24 protein-coding genes, 1 pseudogene and 1 riboswitch are annotated in these 24,985 nt (G+C 29.0%); of the genes and pseudogenes, 2 read left to right on the top strand and 23 right to left on the bottom strand.

Translation table 11 applies throughout. The features are described from left to right. Positions 1 to 7: 7 nt before the first annotated feature. Positions 8 to 742 (bottom strand): protein kinase family protein, encoded by a 735-nt coding sequence (locus tag CM240_RS17535; protein ID WP_051483816.1) that lies wholly within the window; start codon positions 740 to 742, stop codon positions 8 to 10. A 5-nt stretch (positions 743 to 747) separates the two neighbouring features. Then, positions 748 to 1,761 (bottom strand): CotS family spore coat protein, encoded by a 1,014-nt coding sequence (locus tag CM240_RS11475; protein ID WP_044039272.1) that lies wholly within the window; start codon positions 1,759 to 1,761, stop codon positions 748 to 750. A gap of 104 nt (positions 1,762 to 1,865) precedes the next feature. Here CM240_RS11475 and CM240_RS11480 point away from each other — a divergent pair, with 104 nt between their 5' ends. Continuing rightward, a complete protein-coding gene (locus CM240_RS11480) occupies positions 1,866 to 2,987 on the top strand; it encodes a glycosyltransferase family 4 protein (protein ID WP_044039273.1) in 1,122 nt (373 codons plus the stop codon). Between the two features lie 264 nt (positions 2,988 to 3,251). Here the strand turns inward: CM240_RS11480 and CM240_RS11485 are convergent, their stop codons facing one another. The 12 genes and pseudogenes from CM240_RS11485 to CM240_RS11535 form a co-directional block, all read right to left on the bottom strand. Then, the gene (locus CM240_RS11485; RefSeq protein WP_044039274.1) at positions 3,252 to 4,118 is read right to left on the bottom strand and encodes a DUF4097 family beta strand repeat-containing protein; all 867 of its coding nucleotides are present in this window, start codon (positions 4,116 to 4,118) and stop codon (positions 3,252 to 3,254) included. A 184-nt stretch (positions 4,119 to 4,302) separates the two neighbouring features. Continuing rightward, entirely contained in the window at positions 4,303 to 5,055 is a 753-nt protein-coding gene (locus CM240_RS11490; RefSeq protein WP_044039275.1) for an FAD-binding oxidoreductase, read from the bottom strand. A gap of 50 nt (positions 5,056 to 5,105) precedes the next feature. Beyond that, positions 5,106 to 6,569, bottom strand: a complete 1,464-nt coding sequence (locus tag CM240_RS11495; protein ID WP_051483817.1) for an NADP-dependent glyceraldehyde-3-phosphate dehydrogenase — start codon at positions 6,567 to 6,569, stop codon at positions 5,106 to 5,108. 81 nt (positions 6,570 to 6,650) lie between these two features. Further along, positions 6,651 to 7,352, bottom strand: a complete 702-nt coding sequence (locus tag CM240_RS11500; RefSeq protein WP_044039276.1) for a Crp/Fnr family transcriptional regulator — start codon at positions 7,350 to 7,352, stop codon at positions 6,651 to 6,653. 82 nt (positions 7,353 to 7,434) lie between these two features. Beyond that, positions 7,435 to 8,502 carry a mannose-1-phosphate guanylyltransferase gene (locus CM240_RS11505; RefSeq protein ID WP_044039277.1) on the bottom strand — a complete coding sequence of 356 codons (1,068 nt, stop codon included), beginning with the start codon at positions 8,500 to 8,502 and terminating at the stop codon, positions 7,435 to 7,437. A 467-nt stretch (positions 8,503 to 8,969) separates the two neighbouring features. Beyond that, positions 8,970 to 10,079 (bottom strand): HAD-IC family P-type ATPase, encoded by a 1,110-nt coding sequence (locus tag CM240_RS18015; RefSeq protein WP_156930547.1) that lies wholly within the window; start codon positions 10,077 to 10,079, stop codon positions 8,970 to 8,972. Between the two features lie 15 nt (positions 10,080 to 10,094). Next, positions 10,095 to 11,632: pseudogene (locus CM240_RS18020) on the bottom strand (cation-translocating P-type ATPase); the annotation flags it as partial. 221 nt (positions 11,633 to 11,853) lie between these two features. Further along, a complete protein-coding gene (locus CM240_RS11515; protein ID WP_044039278.1) occupies positions 11,854 to 12,783 on the bottom strand; it encodes an SPFH domain-containing protein in 930 nt (309 codons plus the stop codon). 11 nt (positions 12,784 to 12,794) lie between these two features. Beyond that, on the bottom strand, positions 12,795 to 13,211 hold the full coding sequence (locus tag CM240_RS11520) for an NfeD family protein (RefSeq protein WP_044039279.1): 417 nt from the start codon (positions 13,209 to 13,211) through the stop codon (positions 12,795 to 12,797). Between the two features lie 80 nt (positions 13,212 to 13,291). Next, on the bottom strand, positions 13,292 to 14,245 hold the full coding sequence (locus CM240_RS11525; protein ID WP_044039280.1) for an NAD(P)-dependent oxidoreductase: 954 nt from the start codon (positions 14,243 to 14,245) through the stop codon (positions 13,292 to 13,294). 64 nt (positions 14,246 to 14,309) lie between these two features. Further along, positions 14,310 to 14,861, bottom strand: a complete 552-nt coding sequence (locus CM240_RS11530; protein ID WP_044039281.1) for a GNAT family N-acetyltransferase — start codon at positions 14,859 to 14,861, stop codon at positions 14,310 to 14,312. A 177-nt stretch (positions 14,862 to 15,038) separates the two neighbouring features. Continuing rightward, the gene (locus tag CM240_RS11535; protein WP_044039282.1) at positions 15,039 to 15,218 is read right to left on the bottom strand and encodes an HTH domain-containing protein; all 180 of its coding nucleotides are present in this window, start codon (positions 15,216 to 15,218) and stop codon (positions 15,039 to 15,041) included. Between the two features lie 193 nt (positions 15,219 to 15,411). Next, a riboswitch (purine riboswitch) is annotated at positions 15,412 to 15,515 on the top strand. Between the two features lie 17 nt (positions 15,516 to 15,532). Between CM240_RS11535 and CM240_RS11540 the strand changes: the two genes are divergently transcribed. Further along, positions 15,533 to 16,927, top strand: coding sequence for an NAD(P)/FAD-dependent oxidoreductase (locus CM240_RS11540; protein ID WP_044039283.1), 1,395 nt, complete (start codon positions 15,533 to 15,535; stop codon positions 16,925 to 16,927). A 180-nt stretch (positions 16,928 to 17,107) separates the two neighbouring features. Here CM240_RS11540 and CM240_RS11545 read toward each other — a convergent pair whose 3' ends face one another. From CM240_RS11545 to CM240_RS17550, 9 genes are all read right to left on the bottom strand, one after another. Next, a complete protein-coding gene (locus CM240_RS11545) occupies positions 17,108 to 17,314 on the bottom strand; it encodes a heavy-metal-associated domain-containing protein (RefSeq protein ID WP_044039284.1) in 207 nt (68 codons plus the stop codon). Positions 17,315 to 17,316: 2 nt separating this feature from the next. Beyond that, complete coding sequence (locus CM240_RS11550) at positions 17,317 to 19,524, bottom strand: heavy metal translocating P-type ATPase (protein WP_051483818.1); 2,208 nt, start codon at positions 19,522 to 19,524, stop codon at positions 17,317 to 17,319. Positions 19,525 to 19,534: 10 nt separating this feature from the next. Beyond that, positions 19,535 to 19,801, bottom strand: coding sequence for a metal-sensing transcriptional repressor (locus CM240_RS11555; protein ID WP_044039285.1), 267 nt, complete (start codon positions 19,799 to 19,801; stop codon positions 19,535 to 19,537). Between the two features lie 390 nt (positions 19,802 to 20,191). Beyond that, positions 20,192 to 20,875, bottom strand: a complete 684-nt coding sequence (locus CM240_RS11560) for a DNA-3-methyladenine glycosylase (protein ID WP_044039286.1) — start codon at positions 20,873 to 20,875, stop codon at positions 20,192 to 20,194. A 262-nt stretch (positions 20,876 to 21,137) separates the two neighbouring features. After that, positions 21,138 to 21,932, bottom strand: coding sequence for an ABC transporter ATP-binding protein (locus tag CM240_RS11565; RefSeq protein ID WP_044039287.1), 795 nt, complete (start codon positions 21,930 to 21,932; stop codon positions 21,138 to 21,140). Next, positions 21,919 to 22,794, bottom strand: coding sequence for an ABC transporter permease (locus CM240_RS11570; RefSeq protein WP_044039288.1), 876 nt, complete (start codon positions 22,792 to 22,794; stop codon positions 21,919 to 21,921). Before CM240_RS11570 ends, CM240_RS11565 begins: the two co-directional genes overlap by 14 nt. Positions 22,795 to 22,796: 2 nt before the next feature. Further along, the gene (locus CM240_RS11575; RefSeq protein WP_044039289.1) at positions 22,797 to 23,789 is read right to left on the bottom strand and encodes an ABC transporter substrate-binding protein; all 993 of its coding nucleotides are present in this window, start codon (positions 23,787 to 23,789) and stop codon (positions 22,797 to 22,799) included. 236 nt (positions 23,790 to 24,025) lie between these two features. Continuing rightward, positions 24,026 to 24,436 carry a HutP family protein gene (locus CM240_RS11580; protein ID WP_044039290.1) on the bottom strand — a complete coding sequence of 137 codons (411 nt, stop codon included), beginning with the start codon at positions 24,434 to 24,436 and terminating at the stop codon, positions 24,026 to 24,028. A gap of 52 nt (positions 24,437 to 24,488) precedes the next feature. After that, a complete protein-coding gene (locus CM240_RS17550; RefSeq protein WP_156930549.1) occupies positions 24,489 to 24,659 on the bottom strand; it encodes a hypothetical protein in 171 nt (56 codons plus the stop codon). Positions 24,660 to 24,985: the final 326 nt, after the last annotated feature.

The raw sequence follows: 24,985 nt of genomic DNA on the forward strand, positions 1-24,985 counted from the left end.
TCCTCTCCTACACAATACTATCGCCATCTATGATTTTTGATAAATCTAATTTATTTTTATATTCTTCTTCTGATAATTCTTTCTTTTTCAATCTATAATAATTTACCCATTTCATATATTCATATGGATAAGATACTAATGCCGATATTAAATTTTCGCTAGACTTACTTAAGTCATTATAATTAACAAAATCTCGTATTAATGAAGAGTAATCTATATTTATTTTCTTTTTCTTACACCTTCTTATAAAGTCTACAGCATTAATCTCTATAAAGTTATAGTTGCAATAGTCTAATGTAGTATAATATATAATTCCTTTTTCCCTTGTAATATTGTGAAAAGATGTATTTCCTATAGATATCTCTGTATTATTCATACTTCTTTTTAATATTTCTAAATAGGAAGAAAATTCAATTTTCTCTAGAGCCCTTTCTCCTCTTTCTAGCATTGCCTTTGTATTTAATAAAATATATTCTTCTACTTCTGTTAACTGATCTAATTTTTCTAGATTATAAATATATTTATCAGCTCTTCTTGATAACATCTTAATATTCTCATAGTATCTCCCAGTTTTATTATTTATCATTTTTCCTTCAATACCACTATATCTAGATGCTATATTTGAAAAATCTGATACAACATGAAGATGCTTAACACACTCTACAAAAGTTATGTCTCCATTCTTTCTAGGAGATAGTTCTCCTTGAACTACATTAAACGATTTTAGATAATCCTGAAACATAATAACTACCACCTAACTTTTAATTTTTCAAACTCTTCAACAAACTCCTCCCGTTCTTCTCTATCATCAATAATTTTTTTTAATTTTGTCATAAAAAATTCTTCACCCCAGTTTTGCTTTTCCCAATAATATTGAATACCTACTTGCCAAAAATCTTGTGGGAAAGCAATAAATCCAGACATCACTGGTATTTCACTCTCATTAATCTTAAAAGATTCATTATATACACTTAGTATAAACTCAGCTTTTTCTAAATCCCATTTGCCATTTTTCATAGTTCTAATAATTATTGAACTAAGATCATGTAGATGTGTATCTAAAATACAATAATCAAAATCTATAAGCTTAATTTTATTTCCTGGCTGTATCATAACATTATGGTGAGCAAAATCATGATGACAAAAGCCACTAAATTTTTTTTCTTCGTTCATAAGACTAAAATATTCTGAATTAATTAATTTTGATACAGCTCGTCTTCCTCTATCTGCTTCTTCCTCTAAAAATTGAAAATATAATTGATCAAATTCGCTTTTAATATTCTTTTTAAGTATTCTATCTTTAAAATCATAAATCTCATCTATCCTTGTATTAAAAGTCTTTATCCACCTTCCCCAACCTATTCTTGGTTTCATCTCTTCTGTATCTATAAAACCTTTACTAGTTAAATGTAATTTTGACATAGCTTCTACAGCTAGCATTATATCCACCATATTATCGTAATTTGCCTGTCTTGCATCTATCCATTCTGTTAAGTACCCATACTTACTATCTAACTTAATGTACTCCATTCCATTTAATGTTTTTAAGAAAGGAACCATACTATCTAACTCTTTTTCCATCAAATATTTCATGGCAGAAAAAATGAAATAGAAATGTTTAAATTCATATCTTATGACTTTTAAGCAATAATCTTTATCATTTTCATTTATTATCTTATAAACATTTTTTATCTTATTAATGCTTTTTATATTAAAACCATAAGACTTCTCAACTTCGTCTTTTATAGCCTCAATATCCATATTCTACTCCTAAAAATTATTTATATTATATTATATGAAGTAGCACATTTTTAGTTCCTTAGTAATATACTTTAATAGATATGTATTTACAGGGAGAGGATTGTATGAGAATAGCAATTGATGGACGAGGTATTAACTGGTATCATGGTACTGGTATAGGGACTTATACTGAAAGTCTAGTTAAAAATCTTCTTCAAATAGACAAAAAAAATCACTATCTTTTATACTGGTCTGGGCCTGATTATGATAAATATAAAAGAGAAAATTCAACTATTCATATGTGTTCTAAAAGATATCATAGATTTTTTGAAGAAAGTTATTTTCCTATTACCAATGACATTAATGATATAGATATACACCATATACCTCAAAATGGAATTGGATTATATAAAGATATGAACTGTAAAAAAGTCGTCACTATTCATGATCTTATTCCATATATAATGCCTGAAACTGTCGGCAAAGGTTACCTTGCTAAATTTATGGAAGAGATGCCAAAAATAATAAAAGAATCCTCTGCCATAATAACTGTATCTGAACATTCAAAAAAAGACATATTAAAATTTTTCCCTAATGCTGAAGGAAAAGTTTTTGTGACTTATTTAGCTCCAAAGGATATCTATAAACCACTTAGACGTCAATCTTGTATTCAATATCTAAAACGAAAATATTCTATAGATACGCCTTTTCTTCTGTACGTAGGAGGATTTAGTTCTAGAAAAAATGTGAAAGGACTAATTCTTTCCTTCTACAATCTGATAAAAGTTTTTGATAAACCACTAAAGTTAGTCGTGACAGGCTCACTTAAAGATGATGGTGAAAATCTTCTAAAACTTTGTCATGATTTAAATCTAGATGATAAAATAATTTTTACTGGGTTTATCCCAGAAGAAGATTTGCCTATCTTCTATAACGGTTGTGAGATATTCATATATCCTTCTCTTTATGAAGGATTTGGACTCCCACCGCTTGAAGCAATGAGTTGTGGTATTCCCGTAATAACATCAAATACTACTTCTATACCTGAAGTTGTATCTGATGGCGGTATACTAATCGACCCTTTCGATGAAAATTCATTAACCAAATCGATGATAACTTTGTTAACTGATGAGAAGCTCAATGTTCAATTGCGCTTCAAAGCCCTTAATCGAGCTAAGAATTTTTCTTGGCTCAATACCTCCTTTGAAACACTGAATATTTATAATTGGATTTTGAATAATTCTTAAGGCTGTGCAATGCAGCCTATTTTTTAATTCACAATTCTCAATTATGGTGATATATTTATATGTTCAGCTCATATATAGAGCTATTATACTTAAGTGTTGTTTTTATTTAATATAAATCCAAAAATTCTAGTTTACGCTATCACTGTGCACTGATATATTCCTGTGCCCTAATAAAAAAAGCTGCCACACCTTGTGCAACAGCTCCACATCCAAAACTCTAATCTATATCAAGCACTATAAACTAAAAATTATACGCTATATAATCTATTTTACATTTATATCGCCTTCATTTACTTGTATATCTAATACAATATCACTATCAGCTTTATAATTTTCTACTTTTACTTTTCCTTTACTTGATTTAGCTATAACTTTATATGTATTTTTTAACAATTCCGTTTCTACATCACCTTTATTTACTTTTAAATATATATTTCCATTTGCTTTTAAATTTTTTACTTTTACATCTCCTAAGTAAGAATCAACACTTACTTCTCCACCTATATTTTGTAACTCTACATTTCCCTCTTTATTTATAACAACAACTTCCTTTGGGAGCATATTTTTAATACTTATATTTCCTTCTTCACACTCTACACTTAGATACTTTATTAATTCATTACTACTTGATATATTAATATCACCAAGGAAATTATTTATATATAACTTATTTGTATAACCTTTAGGAATCTTTAATTCTATGTTTAATTCCTGACCTATATTTATAAGACCTGTAGAATTATTATCTATTACTTCATTTATTTCTATCTTACCATTTGATTTATCAATATCTAATCTTGGTGCATAATCATAAGATTTAACATGAGTATGACCAACTAAACATACCTCTATATTCTCCTTATCAGTATCTATAATATTTATATTAGCCGTAGTACAATTTAAAAATATCTCTTCTACATCATCTAATGCTATATCACTCTGTTCGTCTATATCTATATTATGATACTTATCACTATTTGACTTTTCATTTATCAACTGGTCTTCAGATACTATAGATGCTTCATTAGAATTTTTCTCACCTTTGCTAAAAATAAATTTCATACCTATGTATAGTCCCAATAAAGCAATTATCACAAGTACCATTATCAATATTCCTTTACTCTTTTTCATACTGTCACCTCCATATCTATACTTTTCTATCTTAAACTCCATTTACTTTATTATATTTCATAAAAGTATACTCTATCAATAACTTATTTATAACTAAAAAACTACAACTGATAATTTTAGTTGTAGTTTATATATGTCATTTCAGAATAATATTTATAATCAATCTTCTTACTATAAGATATTATTATTTAGTTATATCTTCTCCTGGTGCAAATAACTCATAATTTATAAAATCTTTTTCTACATTCATAGATACTAGACCTTTATAGATAGTTCTCATAAATTCTATTGGTCCACAAAAATAAAACTGTCCATTCTTTGGAAGATTATTTTTCATCCATTGTGTTGTTATTCTACCTTGAACATCAAAATCTTCATTTAATTTATCTTTTTCTAATGGTCTTGTATAAATTGTTGTTAATTCTATATTATTATTTTTATTCACTAACTCATCTATTTCTTCTTTAAAACTATGATGATTTGAGTTTCCTAAACTATATATTAAGCTTACTTTTCTACTTGCCCCAATAGTAGCATAAGCCATAGATAACATTGGTGTTATTCCTATTCCTCCTCCAATTAAAACTAGTGGTGCATCACTTTCTTTTAAAATGAATTTCCCCATAGGAATACTTCCTTGAATTTTGTCTCCTATATTTATGTTATCGCATAGCAACTTACTAACATCACCTTCTGCTTCTCTTTTTACACTAATTCTATAATAATCTTCATTAGAATCCATAGATAATGTATATTGTCTTGTTCTACTATACTTACCATCTTCCATTTCAACTCTTATAGCAATAAACTGTCCTGGTATATGCTTAGGTAATTCTAATCCATCTGATGCTTTTAAATAAAATGAAGTTACTAATTCATCTTCTTTCTTTTTATCAAATACTATTAACTCCTTAAATCCCTTCCATTTATTACTCATATCTATATACTCTCCTCTTTTGCTAATGTAAAGTTTAATCTTATTATTTATTATTTTCTTAAATTAATTACAGTAGATTTAACTCTACTCATTGCTTCTATAGAATATCTTATTCCTTGAACCCCTATACCAGAGTTCTTCACGCCTAAAAATGGGAAGTGATCTGGCCCTCTTTCTGTCTTATTATTAACTTGAACAGTTCCTACTTCAAGCTTTCCAGCAATATAAAATGCATCATTTATATTTTCAGTAAATACAGATGACTGCAATCCATACTGAGATTTATTAGCTATTTCAATAGCTTCTTCTATATTATTTACTCTTAAAATAGGTAATACTGGTCCGAATGGTTCCTCCCATGCTAATTCCATTTTTTCATTAACATTATCAATAAGTGTTGGATAAACTATATTTTCTTCTCTTTTCCCACCTACTATAAGTTTTCCACCCTTTTTTATAGCATCTTCAATCAATCCTTCTACAAATAATGCACTTTTATTATCTATAAGTGGTACAATATCAACTTGTTTTTCTAATGGATTTCCTACAACTAGCTTTTCCACTTTTTCTTTTAGCTTTTCCACTAACTTATCTGCAACTTCATTTTCTACTAATACTCTCTTTATTGCTGTACATCTTTGTCCAGAATATGAATAAGCACCTGCAACAATATTCTTTGCTGCCAAATCTAAATCAGCATCCTTTAAAACAATAGCTGCATCCTTTCCACCCAATTCCATTAATGTAGGTGTCATTTTTGATATTTGAGAAATTCTAGCTCCTATCTCTGAACTTCCTGTAAAGTTAATAAAATCAATATCAGGATGTGTAACAACATAGTCTCCTATCTCACTACCTTTTCCTGTTATTGTATTAATAACTCCAGCTGGAACACCTGCTTTTTGAAAAATATTTGCTAAATATAGTCCACTTAAGCTTCCTTGTGTTGCTGGTTTAAAAATAACAGTATTACCACCTATAATGGCTGGTGCTATTTTTGATGCTGCTAAATTAACAGGATAATTAAATGGTGATATTGCTAAAACAACACCAAGTGGTTCTCTTGTTACCATTGCTATCTTGTCTTTTGTACCACCTTTAAAACTATCACCTTGTAAAATTTCTCCTTGCATATTTTTAGCAGTATCTGCTGTAAATCTAATAAAATCAGCTGTTCTATTAACTTCTGATCTAGCACTTTCTCTATCTTTTGCAACCTCCATAATAAGTAATTCTGATAACTCATCAATTTTCTCTTCTAATATATCAGCTGCTTTATATAATATTTCTGATCTCTCAAAAATATTAGTTAATTTCCACTTCTTTTGAGCCTCTTTACAACTTTCTATAGCTAAATCTACCTCTTCTTTACTCATTGCTGGAACTTTACCTAATAAAGAATTATTTAAAGGTGAGTGTATATCTATGTATGTATCACTATCACTTTCTATCCACTTACCATTTAATAATTTCTTTAACTCTATATTTAAATCATTAAGATATATTTCTTTCATTTTCTTACCTCACATTTCCTACGTATTGTTTTATTAGTATAAATTAATATGTAGAAACAAAATGTGATTCAAATCAAATTTTTAAATATATTTTTTTAATCCTTTTTCATCCATAACTACAATTTTCTTTGTTCCAACAATTTTTATTATCCCTTCTTCTTCAAACTTTTTAAGTTTTCTACTTATAGTTTCTCTCGTAACCCCTACATAATTAGCCATATCTTCTCTATTTAATGGCAAATTAATAATTATACTATTCTCATTAAACTCACCATACTTATCACATAAATCTTTCAATAAAAATGCAATTCTAGCATCAATATCATTAGTGGCTAAATTTTGTGCAAGATTTTCTACCTCTGATAATCGCTCACCCATTATTTCTAATATTTTAATTGCTATCTCAGGTTTATCTAATAAAATCTCTTTAAAATTCTCTTTACTTAATGTACAAATTTTACTTTCTTCTATTGCCTTAGCATTAAACCTATATTTAGACTCCTTAAGTAAATTTAATTCACCAAAAAAATCTCCTTCTGAAAGTATATGTAATATTTGTTCTTTTCCATCTTTAGTATATTTATAAATTTTTATCTTACCAACATTAAGAAAATATAAAGTTTTAGCTTTTTCCCCTTCTAAAAATACAATATCATTTTTATTAAATTTCTTATGAATCATTTTTTCAATAATCTCTGTTAGTTCACTAGAATCTAACGATGAAAAAATAGATATTTCTTTTGTACATAATCCTCTTTTGCAATTACCACAACAATTATTCATTAAAATCCTTCTCCATTTCTTATATAGAAAAGAAGCTTTGCATAATAAGATTTATACATCTTGCAATAGCTTCCTTTATAATCTATATATATTTATTAAATTTATCATTTTGTTTTATTATATCAACTAAGTGTTTTAAATCTTGATCTTTATCTTTACTCATTATAAGTAACACATCTTCACTATCTACTATTATCAGATCTTCCACTCCAAATGTTATAATAAACTTTTTTCCTCCAAATACAAAGCAATTTTCACTTTCACTAGTAAATACTTCTCCCTTTATCCCATTTGATCTTTGATTTGACAAAAATTTTCCTAATGAATTGAAATTTCCTATATCATCCCATACAAATTCACTTTCTATTACATATGCTTTTCTTGTTTTTTGCATTATACCATAATCTACAGAAATTCCTTCTATAAGATTGTATTGGTCTTCAATGACTTTTTTTTCTTCTTTAGTATTTACTGCTTTATATATCTCCATCATATTTTTATACATCTTTGGGACATATCTTTCTAATTCTCTTAAAAAAACATCTGCTCTCCATACAAACATACCAGAATTCCATAAATAATTATTACTATAATAAAAATCTGTAGCTACTTCAAGATTAGGTTTTTCTATAAATTGTTCAACTCTAAAAGTACCTATCTTATTATTCACTCTATCCCCTACTTTTATATATCCATATCCCGTCTCCGGTCTCGTAGGTTTGATTCCAATAGTAACTAATCCTCGTCTTCTTTCCGATATATCTAAAGCTCTTTGTATTGTATCTAAATATTCTCTTTCTCCCTGTATATAATGATCTGATGGTAGTACTACCATCTTAGCATCCTTATCATTTTTCACAAGTTTTACTGCTGATAATGCTATACATGTAGCAGTTTCTTTATTTTGTGGCTCTGTGAATATGTTTTCTTCCTTAATATCATTTAATTCTTCTTTAACTTTATCTAAATATCTCTCGTTTGTTACAACATATATATTTTCTCTTGGAATTAATTTTAAAATTCTATCTACAGTATTTCTTAAAAAACTCTTATCATTAATTACCTTTAAAAACTGTTTAGGATTATCTTCTCTTGAAAGTGGATATAATCTTGTACCTTTGCCTCCAGCCAATATCAATGCATATAACACAAAAATCCCCTCCTGTTATGCATCACATAATAAATTTATGCATATTATGGAGGCAGTATAACCACTTTGGGCAATTCACAATTATATATCAGTGCACAGTGATGGTTGAAATTCCTACGGAATTTCTTAGATTATAAGTGTGAAACTCTAATTCATAATTTGGTCTTAGCTTCTTAATAAGTTTAAATTCTATTAATATGTTTTACAAAGGGCTTATGCCAGTTGTACTGGCATGTCGCTTTAATTATACGTTTTAAACTATCAATATAATTTGAAACTTAGACTTATAATATAATTTCTTCACTTATAGTAAACCTAAAAACATTTTACTGTCCGCAGGACTACAATTTTTTTTCATAGGGAAAAATATCCTTCACTGTGCACTGATAATTGTGCACTGCTATACAATAACCTCTAATCTAAATAAAAGCTACTGAATATAATTTATATCCAATAGCTTTTTAGAGTTATGCTTTCTTTTTATCTAATATTCTTTTTACAAATCTAATAACTTCACCTAAAACTACAATAGTAAAAGAGTATGCTATTACTTTAATCCACATTGTAAAGCTTAATGGTACAGTATTAAATATACTACCTAAAAATTGTGTAGCTAAAACTTGTATTACAAATACTCCTGCAAATACTTCTAATAAAACTTTATTTGAAAAGAATCCTTTAATTACACTTTCATTATCAAGTCTTCTAGAATTAAATACATTAAATAGTGCAAATAAAACAAAAGCATTAAATACTAATGTTGGTTGTTCTGCTTCTGTACCACCTAAAATATTTGTATTCATAAGCAAGAATATCATAGCAACTATATAAACTCCACCAATAATTATCTTCGTAATCATTGATTTTGTTATTATACTTGCATCTCTCTTTATTGGTTTATCATTCATAATATTTTTTCTCATTGCTTCTATTCCTAAAGTAATAGCTAGAGGACCATCCATTATTATGTTAATCCATAATAATTGAAGAGGAGTAAATGGAGAACCAAAATTAAATATTTCTGATAAAAGTACAGTTATAACTGCTGCTACGTTAACAGTAAGTTGGAATTGAATAAACTTTTGGAAGTTTTCATATACTCCACGTCCCCACCCTACTGCTTTTACTATAGTTGTAAAAGAATCATCTAGAAGAACCATATCTGCTGCTTCTTTAGATACCTCTGTACCTGTAATACCCATTGCTATACCAACATCGGATTTCTTTAATGCTGGAGCATCATTAATACCATCACCAGTAACACCAACAGAATTTCCAAGAGCTATTAATGTTTCTACTACTCTCATCTTTGTAAGAGGTTTACTTCTAGCAATAACTTTTATTTTTGGTAGAGCCTTTCTTAACTCTTCATCACTCATAGCATCTATATCAACAGCTTCACAAACTATTGAGTCCTCTTCTAATAACCCTAAATCTTTTGCTATAGCTCTAGCTGTAACAATATTATCACCAGTAAGCATTTTAATATCTATTCCTGCTTTATGACAAGTTTCAACAGCTCCATATACATCATCTCTTATAGGATCCGCTATAGAAACAAACCCATCAAAAATCATTTCTTCAGCTATTATAGTTTCAGATTCTTCCCAATTATACTCTTTAGTTAAAGTTTTATGAGCGAATCCAAGAGTTCTTCTTGCCTGTGCTTGTACATTTTGAATTTCATCTTCTATATTTTTTGTACATCTTCAGTTAAATCTAAAATTTTACCATCTATCATTACTTTAGTAGAAAAAGATAATATTTTTTCCGGACTTCCTTTTGCATAAAGAACAATCTCACCATTATCTCTTATAATACTAGACATATATTTTTTATCTGAACTAAATGGATATTGATGTATTCTTTCTACTTCCCTTTCTGGTACATCCATTATAGATGTTAAAAGAGCTACCTCTGTTGGATTTCCAACATACTTTTTATTACCATTATCTTCTTCTAATTGAGCAGAACTATTAACTCTATAATTCATTATCATATGATCGTTATCTAGTTCTTTTGGAGATGTTAATTTTCCATTATGGAAAACATCGATAACTGTCATTTCATTTTTAGTTAATGTACCTGTCTTATCAGAACAAATAACATTTACAGAACCTATAGTTTCACAAGCTACAATCTTTTTTACTAATGCGTTATTTTTAGCTAATTTCATAACATTAAGAGCTAAAGTAGCAGCTACTATTGTTGGAAGTCCCTCTGGCACAGATGCTACAATAAGAGCTATACTAGTAGTTAACGCTTCACCAACAGTATCAATATTTAGAGTTCCTGTTGATACCAATCTAAGTATTTTTATTACAAATACTACTGTAGCAACAACTATACCGATCTTAGCAATGTTTTTACCAAGATTAGCCAACTTCTCTTGAAGAGGTGTACTTCCTTGATTATTTCCTTGAATTTCTCTTGCTATTGCACCCATTTCAGTAGCATCACCAATTTCAGTTACTACCATAAGACCTTGTCCAAAAGTTGCATATGTTCCAGAATAAACCATATTCTTTCTTTCTGCTAAAGGAGTTTTTTCATCAGTTAAGATAGCATTACTATCTTTCTTAACCATCATACTTTCACCAGTTAACATAGACTCATCTATTTGAAGATCTGTTGTTTCTAAAAGTCTTCCATCCGCTGGAATTTTATCTCCAGTTTCAATAATAACTATATCTCCTGGTAACAATTCATTTTTAGGTATTTGTTTTAATCCACCATCACGAATTACTTTAATTAGAATACCTTCACTAATATCATTTAATGAATCAAAAGCTTTTTGAGACTTTCCTTCAGTAACTAAACTTATACCAACTGAAAGTGAAATAGCTAAAATTATACCTATAGTTTCAATCCATTCTGTAGGCTGACCTTGAATAATTTTCATGATGTTTATAATAACTGTTATTGCTAATGCAACTAACAATATAAGCATCATTGGTTCACATAATGAATTAATAATTCTCTTTATAAGCCCATCTGCTGGTGCTTTAGTAAATTCATTATATCCATGCTTTTCCCTTAACTTGGAAATATCTGTTTCCTTAATCCCCCCTTCTTTCGAAGATCCCAATGATTTCAACGTTTCTTCTGTACTTTTGCTAAAATAATTCATTTTTTTACCTCCTTGATAGTAACAAATAAAAAAGACCTTTAGCACAACAAAAACGTTGTGCTAAAGGTCTTGCATCACTAATTAAGTGCGATAGCTTCCAGGCATAAAATATACCGGTTGTTGAAAACTATCCCTAAATAAAAATTTAGGTAGCTACTCCCCTTTAACAGAAGTAATTTATTTACATATATATTACACTATTCTTTTACAAATTACAAGATTTATTTTTTAAGCATTTCTCCAATAGCTGCAATGCTACCAAGTGATGATAGTGTTTCATTTGGTAAAATAAGCTTGTTAGCTGGATTATTAGCCATTTCTTTAAGTGCTTCAACTTGTTTTAATGCTATTACTGTTTCATTTGTACCTGATTCAATAATCGCAGCATTTACTTTCTTTATAGCTTCTGCTTCCGCTTTTGCCACTGCTTCTATAGCATCAGCTTTACCTTGTGCTTCTAACAGTTGAGCTTCTCTAAGCCCTTCTGCTCTTCTTATATTTGCTTCTTTTTCAGCTTCTGCTTCTAATATTCTAGATTGCTTTTCACCTTCTGCTCTAGCAATTTCAGCTTGCTTAGCACCTTCTGCCTCTAAAATAACAGCTCTTTTATTTCTTTCAGCTTTCATTTGCTTTTCCATTGCTTCTTGAATTTCTCTTGGTGGAAGAATATTTTTAATTTCTACTGAAAGAAGTTTTATACCATATGCATCTGTAATTTCATCTACTATAGTTAAAAGTTTAGAGTTTATTCTATCTCTTCCTGATAAAACTTCATCTAATGTCATTTCTCCAACTATATTTCTCATGTTAGTAATAGTTGCATATCTTATACCTTCCATATAATTTTCTATGTTATATACTGCATCTTTTGCATTAATAACTTTATAGAATATAACATTATCAATTTGAATATTAACGTTATCTTTAGTTATAACTGTTTGTGGTTGAATATCTATAATTTGTTGTTTTGTTGATACCCTTCTTCTTACAAAGTCTACATATGGTATTAAGAAATGCCACCCTGGTTCTAGTAATTTATTGAATTGTCCTAATCTTTCTACTACAAATACTTGTCCAGTATTAACTATTTTAATTGAACTTATTAAAGATACTATTAAAATTACCCCTAAAATGATTAAAAAAACTAACATATATTTCCCTCCTATTTACTTTTTATAGTGAACTTAGTTCCCACTATACCTGTGATTATATAACTTTCTCCAGCTTTAATAGCTTTTCCTTCGTTTATTACAGTCCAATAAGTACCATCTATCATTACTGAACCTGTACTTTCAATATCTGTTTTTGCAATAAACTCTTTACCTATCATCTCTTCTTCTCTTGTCAAGGTCTTTGGAATCTCTTTTAATTTCTTTTTAAAGATCGGATAAAAGATTAATGTTAGAATAATACCTAATAATACAAAAACTATAACTTGTACAACAAATGGTACTCCTAGTACATTTAATAGAATTGCAACTAGCGCCCCAAGCCCAAACCATACAAATAATAAATTACTACTACATACATCAATAGTTACAGCCGCTATTATTATTACAGCCCATAAAAAATATATCATATAGTTCTACCCCTCCTTTTATTTATATTATACCACAAAATATATTAATAACAACATCAAAATGCGTTTTTTAATACCACTTAATAACCTTTGTTAAAATCTACAATATTTTCTACCTTTTCTTCATTTATATATCTAATAAGATTGCTTTTGTAAAAATCCCATCTTCTATCAAAAGTTTCCTTTGTGAGCCATGAATTATGTGCAGTTATTATTACATTGTCTAATTTCCATAATTCATTGTCTACAGGCAATGGTTCTTTATAAAAGACATCTAAAGCAGCTGCCTTAATTTTTTTCTCCTTAAGATATTTATATAAAGCATCTTCATCTATAACTTCGCCTCTTGCAACATTAATTAATATGCTATCTTTTTTCATTAATGATAATTTTCTCTCATCAATAAACTTATATGTTTCTTTTGTATATGGAATTGTAACTACTACTACATCACAAATAGGTATCATTTTTTCAATATCATTATTTTGATAACAATAATTAAAATACTCTCTATTTGTACCATTAGTATTTAATCCAACTATAGTAGCTCCAAAACCTTGAAGTCTTTTTGCTGCTTCTACTGCAAGAGTTCCGGTCCCAATAAACCCTATAGTCTTTCCATAAATTTCAGGCATATTATAAATTAATTTCCATTTCATATTTTCTTGATTTTTATAAACTTCTTTTCTCTTTTTATAGATTTCCAATATATTTAGTACTATCCATTCACCGATGGCAATACTATAACCACCTTTATTATTAGAAACTACTATATTATTTTCTTCAATATATGATTTAAACCCAGCAAGTTGATCTACACCTATTGATGAAAGTTGAATCCATTTCAATTTTTTCATTTTTCTTATATCTAAAGTCGCAAAAGGATTATAACAAACTAATACCTCTACTTCTTCCATATAATCCTTAAAATATAGATTCCTCTCATTTTCTTCATATATCTCATATCCTAAAGACTCTATAAATTTCTTATCTTCTTTCTTAAATCCAAAAGTGAACAAAACTTTTTTTCTCATAATTAACCCTCTCCCTAACTATACTTTAATTGTATCATTAGTAAAGGAATTTTTTAATTCTTATTTATACATTTTTTGCTAATATATATCTTCTTAATCCACCATATTTTAATTTATCCTTCTTTATCTCATATCCTAAACCCTTAAATGTATTTACACTATATGGATTGTACGGTGATGCTGTTGCTGTTATCAATTTCATTTTTCTCTCTCTAGCTATATTTTCAATAATTTCACAAATAATTTTTTGTAGCCTGTTTCCTCTATAAACTTCATCCACTACAGTAGATTCAATCTGACACACTTTTAAAAGCTCTTCACCCTGAATTTCTAAATCATAACCATAATTATGATCACCATATCCATTTTCAACATAAACCCCCATTGCTATTAAATCATCTTCTTCAGTTACACACCCTATAATCTTACCCTTACTTAAAATTACTTCCTCAAACTCTTCAGTAGTTGAAGCTGCATAAATTTCTTTATTCTCTATACCATTTAAAATGTTCTCTTGTAAATTCATTATCTTTTCAATATATGCTAAATCTAACTCTTTCATTATTATTTTTACCGTATCTCCATTTTTTTTATTAACTTTAAATTCTCTAATCATTCTTTTCCCTCCATAATAATATGTATTATATTATTTGTATCATATATATATAACTATAGCAAAAAGGAACTGTGGCATAATAAATTATACAAACAGTGCACAATTATCAGTGCACTAAAAAAGGCCCTCGCCTACAAATTTTCATTTGCCATGCGACAGCCTCTTTCTTAAATAAAACTATTCTGCTATTCCATAATAACATCTCTTAGGAGATATTATTGTTCCTTCTGTCTTTAAAGCTTTTATTGCCTTATCTACTTCTTTTTTATCTATCCCTGTAGCTTCAGCAATTTCTCCACCTTTCATAGGCTCTGCTGAATTTTTTAATGCTTCTAATACTTTATCTTTTATTTCCATCACTATACCTCCAAATATGTAAATCTTATAATAGATAATATAATATATTCTATTATTTTTCAATAATAATTATTATAAGATAATTTCTACTAATTATTTATTTTATTAATATTGTACGTATTTTCATAAAAAAACTATTGATTAAATTCATCTTATGATATAAAATTTTATTGTATTAAGAACATTAATACTTAAAAATAAATAATTGTTCGCTTATATAAGTCCTATGATATGGTTAGGATGTCTCTACTGAGCTACCGTAAATTGCTCTACGCTATAAGTATCTATCATTATTTTATAAGGAGTTGTTATTGATGAATTATGACGTAATAATAGTAGGTGCTGGTCCAGCGGGAATATTTACAGCCTATGAATTAAATAAAAACAAGCCTAATTCAAATATCCTATTAATTGAAGGTGGCAGAAGTATCGATAAAAGATTCTGTCCAAAAATAAAAACTAATAAATGTGTAAAATGCAAACCATACTGTCACATTACATCAGGTTTTTCTGGAGCTGGTGCTTTTTCTGATGGAAAACTTTCTTTAAGCTATGAAGTTGGTGGTGACCTTCCAGAATTAGTTGGTGCAAATGAAGTTCAAAGCTATATTGATTATACTGATGGTATATACCTAAATTTTGGTGCAGATACAAAAATCGAAGGTATAGGTAATGACGATGAGATAAAAGAAATAAGACGTAAGTCTATTGAAGGTAATCTAAAATTAGTTGATTGTCCTATACGACATCTAGGTACTGAAAAAGCACATGAAATATATTCTAGGATTCAAAAATATTTAATAGATAATGGTGTTACTATTAAATTTGACACTATTGTTAAAAATCTCATAATAGAAGAAAATGAAATTAAAGGTGTTTTACTTTCTGACTCTATGACAAAAACAAAAGATGAAAAAGTATTTAGTGATAAAGTAGTTATAGCTACTGGTAGAAAAGGTTCAGATTGGCTTAAAGACATGTGTGTAGAACATAATATAAAACATAGCGCTGGTCCTGTTGATATTGGTGTAAGAGTTGAGCTTAGAAATGAAGTAATGGATAGCGTTAATAACGTACTTTATGAATCAAAACTTATTGGTTATCCTGCTCCATTTAGAGATAAAGTTAGAACCTTCTGTCAAAATCCTGGTGGATTTGTTAGTCAGGAGAATTATGATAATAACCTAGCTATAGTAAATGGTCATTCATATAAAGATAAAAAATCTAACAATACTAATTTAGCAATATTAAGTTCTCACAATTTTGCTGAGCCATTTAATGAACCTATCGAATATGGTAAGAAAGTTGCTGAACTTGTTAATATGCTTGGGAATGGAAGTATCCTTGTTCAAAGATATGGAGATATACTTGACGGTAAGAGAACTTGGCCACATGAATTATATCAATCAAATGTAAAACATACTCTACCTGATGCCGAAGCTGGTGACTTAACTTCAGCTCTTCCTTATAGAACACTAACTAACATTCTTAATTTTATAGAAGCTATGAACACTGTTGTTCCTGGTTTCGCTAGTAGAGAAACTTTACTTTATGGACCAGAAATAAAATTCTATAGTAATCGAATAGCTCTAGATGAAAATTTTGAAACAAATATTAAAGGACTTCATTGCCTTGGAGATTCAAGTGGATGGACAAGAGGTTTAATGATGGCATCAGCAATGGGCGTAATGATGGGAAGAAAACTTTAAACAATTCACAATTGTCACTGCACAATTCACAATTATATTAAATTTCAAAAATAATTATAAAAATGGGGCTCTGGTGATATAAGTTGATTCAATTTATATTACCAAGGCCTTGATTTATCAAACTTACCAAAAAAGCTGCTACACACCTGTGCAACAGCTCTTTATAAATTTAATTCACAATTAATTTATCGAAATAACATCGTATCCTTCATCTTCAATAACTTCTTTTATAACTTCATCACTTACGTCATTTCCTTCTATTATTGCTTTACCTTCTTTTAAGTCTACAGTAACCTTTTCAATTCCTGACACTTCTTCTAAAGCATCCTTTACATGTGCCACACACTTTTCACAACTCATTCCTTCAATTTTAATAATTTTATTCATTTTTACTCCTCTTTAATCTTAACTCTTTTTAATCTTAATGCATTTAAAAGCACTGATACCGATGATAAACTCATGGCTAAGGCTCCTATCATTGGATTTAATAGCGGTCCACCAAATATGTGAAATACACCCATTGCAAATGGTATTCCAAGAATATTATACCCAAAAGCCCATCCTAAATTTTCTTTTATGTTTCTTATAGTCTTTCTGCTAAGATTTATAGCAACGGCTACATCTAAAATATCACTTCTCATAAGTACTATATCAGCACTTTCTATAGCAATATCTGTACCTCCGCCTATAGCAATCCCTACATCACTTTGCGCTAATGCTGGTGCATCATTAATACCATCACCAACCATAGCTACCTTTTTTCCAACTCCCTGAAGTTCTTTTACTACTTCAGCTTTTTTCTCCGGAAGAACACCTCCATAAACTTTATCTATTCCCACTAAATTACCTATATATTCACAAGTTTCCGTTTTATCTCCACTTATCATAACAACTTCTATACCTTTTCTATGCAATAATTCTATTGCTTTTTTAGAAGTTTCTTTTACCACATCACTAACAGCAATTACTCCTAACACCTTATCACTGATAAGAATCATCGGCGTTTTTCCTTCTCTAGATAATTTATTTACCAATGCATCTAACTCATCACTATAAAGATTTTTTTCCTTTACTAATCTATCATTACCAACAAAATATTCTTTCCCTGAGATTTTTCCTTCTACGCCTCTACCGACAAGTGCCTTAAATCCTTCTACATCAAAAACTTCAACATTATCTTCATTACCTTTTCTCACTATTGCTTCTCCTAATGGATGCTCTGAATGTTTTTCCAATGAAGTTGCAATCTCAAGAACTTCTTTCTCTGACACTGCAAAGCCAATAACATCAGTAACTGTAGGCTCTCCTTTTGTAAGTGTTCCTGTTTTATCAAAAACAATAGTATTAATTTTACCTGCTATTTCTAATGCTTCTCCACCTTTTATTAAAATTCCATTTTCTGCACCTCTACCGCTAGCAACCATTATAGCTGTCGGTGTGGCTAAGCCTAAAGCACATGGACACGCTATAACTAATACTGATACAAAAATAGTAATAGCAAAACTTAAACTCTCTCCACCAAAGAAATACCATGATAATGCTGCAATAATAGCTAATGTCATAACTATAGGAACAAAGTATCCTGAAATAATATCTGCTAATTTTGCTATTGGAGCCTTAGATCCTTGAGCTTCTTCTACTACTTTTATTATTTGAGATAAAGTCGTATCTTTTCCTACCCTAGTAGCCTTATATTGAATTCTTCCATTTTTATTTAAACTACCGCCAATAATATTAGATCCAATCTCTTTTTCAACTGGAATACTTTCACCTGTAAGCATCGACTCATCTATAGATGTTTCACCTAATATAACTACCCCATCTACCGGTATCTTTTCTCCTGGTTTAACTACAATAATATCTCCTACTTTTATATCTTCAAACTTAACTTTCTTTTCAATATTGTCTTTTAAAATTGTAGCTTCCTTAGGTGATAAATCTATAAGCTTTTTAATAGCATCTTTAGTTCTTCCTTTTGCTATAGATTCTAGATACTTCCCTAGAGTTATTAATGCCAATATTACCCCAGCTGATTCGTAATAGAGATTCATTGTATGAACCCCAGTATATATTCTAATGGTATTAAATAAAGAATATATAAATGCTGCTGATGTTCCCATTGCTATCAATGAATCCATATTCGGTGATAACTTCACTATATTCTTAAATCCATGTATAAAGTAACTTCTTCCCACTATTATTACTGGAATAACTAATATTAATTGTATAGTTGCAAATACTGATAAATGGTTCATCGCTATCTTGTCTAATGCAGGAATAAACATAGGAACCATCGCTATTAATAATAGTGGAATAGCAAATATCATCGATAATATTAATCTTGATTTCATTTCATTTAATATTTCTTCTGGACTTTTACTTTTTTCCTCTAACTCTAATGCTTTATATCCCTTTTTATCAATAGCCTCTTTAATTCTATCTATTGATACTTCTTTATTATTAAAATCAACTAATAACCTTTCTGTAGAAAGATTTACTGTTGCCTCATTTATACCTGGTAACTTTTTTACTGTTCTTTCCACAGCTTTTACACAAGCAGCGCAAGTCATTCCTTCTATTTTTAATTCTTTTTTCATCTAATTCTCCTTACTTTCCTAAAAGTTTACCTAATATATCTATAACTTCATCTATTTTCTCTTCTGCATTATCCTCATGCATTGCTTCTTTAACACAATGATTTAAATGATTCTTTAATATCATACTATTAGATTTTTTTAATAAACCTTGAGCAGATATTATTTGATTAGATATATCAATACAATATCTTTCATCTTCAATCATCTTTATTATTCCATCTATCTGCCCTCTACAAGTCTTTAAGCATTGTAAAATCATTTTTTTATCTTTATTCATATTTCCTCCTACATAATACCCCCCTCCTATGGGGGGTGTGTAACTTAATGATACCACTTTATCTTATTTTGTCAATAATATTATTTATAAATACGAATTTTATATAGAAATTCTGTCAATAATTTACCAAGAGGTGATATTATGATGGAAAATAAAAAACTATCTAAAAATACTTTAAATCTATTACTAGCTTTATCTCTATTCTTTATAGATGGAATTCTATTAGCATTATTAATCTATATAAATCTATAATATTTTTAATGATAAGTTTGTTATGATTATACAATTATGATATAATAAATTTCTCTAAACCTATATTTACTAACAATAAAAAAGTTTATCCACAGGTACAACGAATTTTTTCATTGCAACTGTGGATAAACTTAACTTTTACACATCTAAATATACTGGTTTTTTATCCTTTACAGATACATAAGGATTTTCTTCATAATAAAACCTGTATAAAAAATCTCTAGCTTCTTCTGCGTAATCTATTCCTATTCTTTTACTTTTAACTATTCTGCCACAAGGTTCCGCTTCTTTTTCTATTAACTTTTTTACTTCATCATCATTATCAACAATAAAAAGTTCTCCACCCCAAAGCAATACATTATTAAATCTTTTATCAATATCCAAAGCCAAACATAACTTTGAAGGTCCTGAGGTTAAATTTAATCTTTCTTTTTTAGTTAACCTTTCGAAAGTTTTTTCATCTTTTTTCTTCGTTCTATTGATAGATATCTTATCTAGACCTATTAATGGTTCAATTGCCCTTATTAATACTCCCTGTGGAATTCCCTCTTTCTCAGTTATAGTATTTAAACAATAATACATACCATAAATACTATAAACATATGAAGTACCTGCCCTTTCATACATAGGTTTTACCCTTTCAGTAACTTTGCCTCCATAAGCATGAGCTGCCTTATCATTTACACCTAAATATCCCTCTGTCTCTACTATTTTCCCACCTACATATTTTCCATCAATAATTCTAATTAAATATTTACCTAGTAATTCCCTAGCTACCGTTAATGTATCCCTTCCATAAAAATCTTCTCTTAATACCTTCATGTATAAAACTCCTCGTATCTTAATTATAAACACATCCATAAATATATTCTTTACAATAACTATAGAAAGTATCAATATTAATTAACAGGGCACAAGTATGATGGCACATGGCACAGGTAGATTTATCAACACTTAACTATAATAGTTTTATATATGTATTTTATGTATAAATACATAGTCTATATAATAAATTTCCATGCCATCCGCAGGATTATAATAAAATTCCTCTCAAAGAGGAATTTTAACCTTACTTGTGCACTGATTATACCAACAAGCTTCTATCACTCAAAGCTTCTTTAACATGAGCATGTTCAAATTCTTTCATGAGTTTATCAGTAGTTAGCCCCATCTTATCTTTCTCTCCAATATCAACCACCACTTCACCTTTGTGCATCATTATAAGCCTGTTTCCACTTGCAATAGCATGATTAAGATTATGTGTCACCATAAGAGTTGTTATTTTATTTTCCTCTACTAGCTCTCTAGTTATTGTCATTATTTTTTCCGATGTTTTAGGATCTAATGCTGCTGTATGTTCATCTAATAAAAGCACTTTGGGCCTACTCATTACGGCCATTAATAACGATATTGCTTGTCTTTGTCCTCCTGATAATAATCCAACTTTATTATATAGTTTATCTTCTAAACCAAGATCTATCCTTTTTAATTGTTCTCTAAATCCATTGATATTTTTCTTATTTATACCTAATGTTAGATTGTATGATTTTCCTTTATTAAAAGCCAAAGACATGTTTTCAAGTATCGTCATATTTGAACATACACCTTGAAAAGGATTTTGAAAAACTCTTCCTATCTTCTTAGCTCTATAATGTTCCTTTTTATTTATAACCTCTTCTCCATCTAACAAAATAGATCCTTCATCAGCCATGATAGAACCAGCTATAAGATTAAGAAGTGTAGATTTTCCCGCCCCATTACTACCTATAATAGAAATAAAATCTCCTTCATTGGCAGTAAAATCGAACTTATTAAAAATACTATTTTCATTTACTGTTCCTTTATAAAATATTTTAGATAAATTATTAATTTGTAGCAACTTTTTCACCACCTCTTACTTTTCTTTTAAAGGAAAACAATTTTCCATTGCAACTAAGAGCCACTATTATGATTATCGCTGTAATAAGCTTCAAATCCTGAGGTTCTATTCTAAATTGTAATGCTACAGCCATTGCTACCTTATAAACCACAGCTCCTACAATAGCAAGAGTTGTCCCTTTGATGAAGGAAACTTTCCCAAGAATAGTTGATCCAATAATAACAGCAGCTAGTCCCATAACTACTACTCCTGTTCCCATACTTACTTCCGCATATCCCTGATATTGTGCTGTCATTGCTCCTCCTAATGATACAAAACCATTTGAAATTACAAGCCCTAAAATTTTAATATTATCTTTACTAACACCAAGAGATGTAACCATTTGATCATTATCTCCAACCGCTATTAATAAAAATCCTTTTTTTGTTTTTAAAAATAAATCAAATAATATCTTAACTATTGCTAAAATGACTATTATCACAATAAGCTTATTAACTTTTTCATTAAATACTAATTCCTTACCAAAAAACGGAACGTTCGATTTTCCCATTACTCTTAAATTAATAGAATATAAACCAGTCATGACTAAGATACCACTCATAAGAGCATCTATCTTTAATTTAACATTTAATATTCCTGTGAAGAGACCTCCTATACATCCTGATAAAAAAGCTAGAAAACAACATAAAAATGGATTTATATCTCTCATAAGTCCAAAAGCGCATACTGCTGCACCTAATGGAAATGTTCCATCTACAGATAAGTCTGGAAAATCTAATATTTTATAAGTTATATAAACACCTATTGCTACAATAGCAAATATTAATCCTTGCTCTAATGTACTAATCACTATTTCATTCATTATTAATTACTCCCTTGTATTTTCTCTGCTTTGCTATCTATATCTTCAGGTAAAGTTATTCCTAATGCTTCTACAGTATCTGTATTAACAATTAAGTTCATATCTGTTAATGTTGTAACTGCTATATTTTCTGGTTTTTCGCCTTCTATGATTTTTATAACAACATCTGCTGTATTCCTACCTAATTGTTTATAATCTATCCCAAGTGTCGCTAATGCTCCATTTTCAACCATACCTCTTTCTGCTGCAATAACAGGCACTTTCTTTTCTATAGCTTTCTTATTAACTAATGCTGCTGCATTCGCAATAGTATTATCTGTAGGAATATACAGTGCATCTATTTCTCCTAATAATGAATTTAATGCTGCATCTATCTCATTAACATTAGTTATTCCTTTAGGCACAATTTCTAGTCCATAATCTGAAGAAGCTTCTTTTGCTTTATTTACTTGAACTTCTGAGTTTGCTTCCGATGTATTGTATAACATTCCTACCTTTTTGGCATTTGGTACTAAAGATTTTAATAATTCAAATTGTTTTTCTATCGATACATCATCTGAAGTTCCTGTTACATTTGTTCCTGGTTTCTCTAATGTCTTTACCAATTCTGCCGCTACTGGATCTGTTACTGCTGTAAATACTATTGGTATATCTTTTGTAGCATTATATGCTGCTTGTGCAGTTGGTGTAGCAATAGCAACTATTATATCTTTCTTATCACTTACAAAATTTTGAGCTATTTGTTGAGTTATCGCATTGTCACCTTGCGCATTTTTATATTCATACTCAATGTTTTTACCATCTTCATATCCTTTTTCCTTCATTCTTTCTTCGAAACCTTCTCTTGCTGAATCTAATGCTGGATGTTCTATCAACTGCTCTAATCCAATTTTAATCTTATTATTGCTACTAGAATCACTTCCACTACATCCGGAAAGCATTGCTGCCGTTAAAGTTAATGAACATATAATTGATAATATTTTCTTTCCTACCATACTACATCCTCCTAAATAATCGTTTACCATATATTATCATAACAATTATTAACTGTAAATATTGCAATTTATCTATAAATATCACTGATATATTTATAATTATATTTAATATCGATAACTACCATTTTCCCAAAAAATAAATAAAGAAGCTATTGCACAATAAATTACCTTCGTGCTTCAAGCTCCTTTTTTAATATAAATGGCATTTTATAATGACATTTTCATTAATATTTCTGTTATTCTTGTAATGATCTATGTCCAAGTCCTATAACAACTTCATTTAAATGTAATAATCCAATAGATAAAAATATAGCTACACATATATGTTCTCCCCCTCTAGCTATACCTATTTTACCACCAACATTTAAATTATTTGCTCTTCCACTAACTTGAGATATCGCATCTCTCGTTGCCCCTGCTATAGCTCCATCTTCAACATGAGTATCTTTAATAACTCCAGATCTCTTTGATGCTACCAAAGCTCTCTCTACTATTTTTAAGATACTCTCATTTAAACTCCCGCCAATATCAACAGCTGCTACTTTTATTCCTTTATCTTTTAGAGTTCTTTCATATTCCTTTTCTTCTTCCCTTGAAGATATCGCCATCTTTATAGCTTCTTTGGAAATATCTATACTTGAGTACATAAATTTATAAGCCTCCTCGTACGTTCTATCTTTTGCAAGCTTATTTTATCATTTATTCTATTGAACTTCTTCTTATTGTAATATCCAATTTAATCTTCTTGCAATAATAGTATATCCCATATGTAAGTAAAATTACTAGTGCGAAAGGTGCCGCTATAAGAGATATAATAATAAACATAGTAGCCACAGTCCATGTCTTAATTTTTTTAGATTTTATTTCCATTTACATCATTCCTCTTCTTATTTGTCTTCATTATATCATGAAATATATGTAATATTTATTAAATTCTCCTTAAGATTTTATTAAAGTATTATTATAATTATTTATTTTTCATAAAAAATTATTTAAAATAAATTTCTTGAAATAATTTTTTCAAAAAAGTCATTGACTTTTATTTTTTTAAGTGATATTATAATATCACTAAGTCGAACGATGTCGAACTTAGTAAATGTTCCCGTAAAGCGAATGCTTATTGTATAGGATTATACCCCGTAATCCTATAAAGAATTCAATATTTCCCTAACCCCCTTAACCGCAACGCCGACGTT

Source organism: Clostridium bornimense (genome assembly GCF_000577895.1).
In the GTDB taxonomy this organism is placed as follows: domain Bacteria; phylum Bacillota; class Clostridia; order Clostridiales; family Clostridiaceae; genus Clostridium_AN; species Clostridium_AN bornimense.

Coding starts and splice junctions, on each gene's coding strand:
- CM240_RS17535 (WP_051483816.1), bottom strand. CDS start 742: ATGTTTCAGGATTATCTAAAATCGTTTAATGTAGTTCAAGGAGAACTA.
- CM240_RS11475 (WP_044039272.1), bottom strand. CDS start 1,761: ATGGATATTGAGGCTATAAAAGACGAAGTTGAGAAGTCTTATGGTTTT.
- CM240_RS11480 (WP_044039273.1), top strand. CDS start 1,866: ATGAGAATAGCAATTGATGGACGAGGTATTAACTGGTATCATGGTACT.
- CM240_RS11485 (WP_044039274.1), bottom strand. CDS start 4,118: ATGAAAAAGAGTAAAGGAATATTGATAATGGTACTTGTGATAATTGCT.
- CM240_RS11490 (WP_044039275.1), bottom strand. CDS start 5,055: ATGAGTAATAAATGGAAGGGATTTAAGGAGTTAATAGTATTTGATAAA.
- CM240_RS11495 (WP_051483817.1), bottom strand. CDS start 6,569: ATGAAAGAAATATATCTTAATGATTTAAATATAGAGTTAAAGAAATTA.
- CM240_RS11500 (WP_044039276.1), bottom strand. CDS start 7,352: ATGAATAATTGTTGTGGTAATTGCAAAAGAGGATTATGTACAAAAGAA.
- CM240_RS18015 (WP_156930547.1), bottom strand. CDS start 10,079: ATGATTTTTGATGGGTTTGTTTCTATAGCGGATCCTATAAGAGATGAT.
- CM240_RS11515 (WP_044039278.1), bottom strand. CDS start 12,783: ATGTTAGTTTTTTTAATCATTTTAGGGGTAATTTTAATAGTATCTTTA.
- CM240_RS11520 (WP_044039279.1), bottom strand. CDS start 13,211: ATGATATATTTTTTATGGGCTGTAATAATAATAGCGGCTGTAACTATT.
- CM240_RS11525 (WP_044039280.1), bottom strand. CDS start 14,245: ATGAGAAAAAAAGTTTTGTTCACTTTTGGATTTAAGAAAGAAGATAAG.
- CM240_RS11530 (WP_044039281.1), bottom strand. CDS start 14,861: ATGATTAGAGAATTTAAAGTTAATAAAAAAAATGGAGATACGGTAAAA.
- CM240_RS11535 (WP_044039282.1), bottom strand. CDS start 15,218: ATGGAAATAAAAGATAAAGTATTAGAAGCATTAAAAAATTCAGCAGAG.
- CM240_RS11540 (WP_044039283.1), top strand. CDS start 15,533: ATGAATTATGACGTAATAATAGTAGGTGCTGGTCCAGCGGGAATATTT.
- CM240_RS11545 (WP_044039284.1), bottom strand. CDS start 17,314: ATGAATAAAATTATTAAAATTGAAGGAATGAGTTGTGAAAAGTGTGTG.
- CM240_RS11550 (WP_051483818.1), bottom strand. CDS start 19,524: ATGAAAAAAGAATTAAAAATAGAAGGAATGACTTGCGCTGCTTGTGTA.
- CM240_RS11555 (WP_044039285.1), bottom strand. CDS start 19,801: ATGAATAAAGATAAAAAAATGATTTTACAATGCTTAAAGACTTGTAGA.
- CM240_RS11560 (WP_044039286.1), bottom strand. CDS start 20,875: ATGAAGGTATTAAGAGAAGATTTTTATGGAAGGGATACATTAACGGTA.
- CM240_RS11570 (WP_044039288.1), bottom strand. CDS start 22,794: ATGAATGAAATAGTGATTAGTACATTAGAGCAAGGATTAATATTTGCT.
- CM240_RS11575 (WP_044039289.1), bottom strand. CDS start 23,789: ATGGTAGGAAAGAAAATATTATCAATTATATGTTCATTAACTTTAACG.
- CM240_RS11580 (WP_044039290.1), bottom strand. CDS start 24,436: ATGTACTCAAGTATAGATATTTCCAAAGAAGCTATAAAGATGGCGATA.
- CM240_RS17550 (WP_156930549.1), bottom strand. CDS start 24,659: ATGGAAATAAAATCTAAAAAAATTAAGACATGGACTGTGGCTACTATG.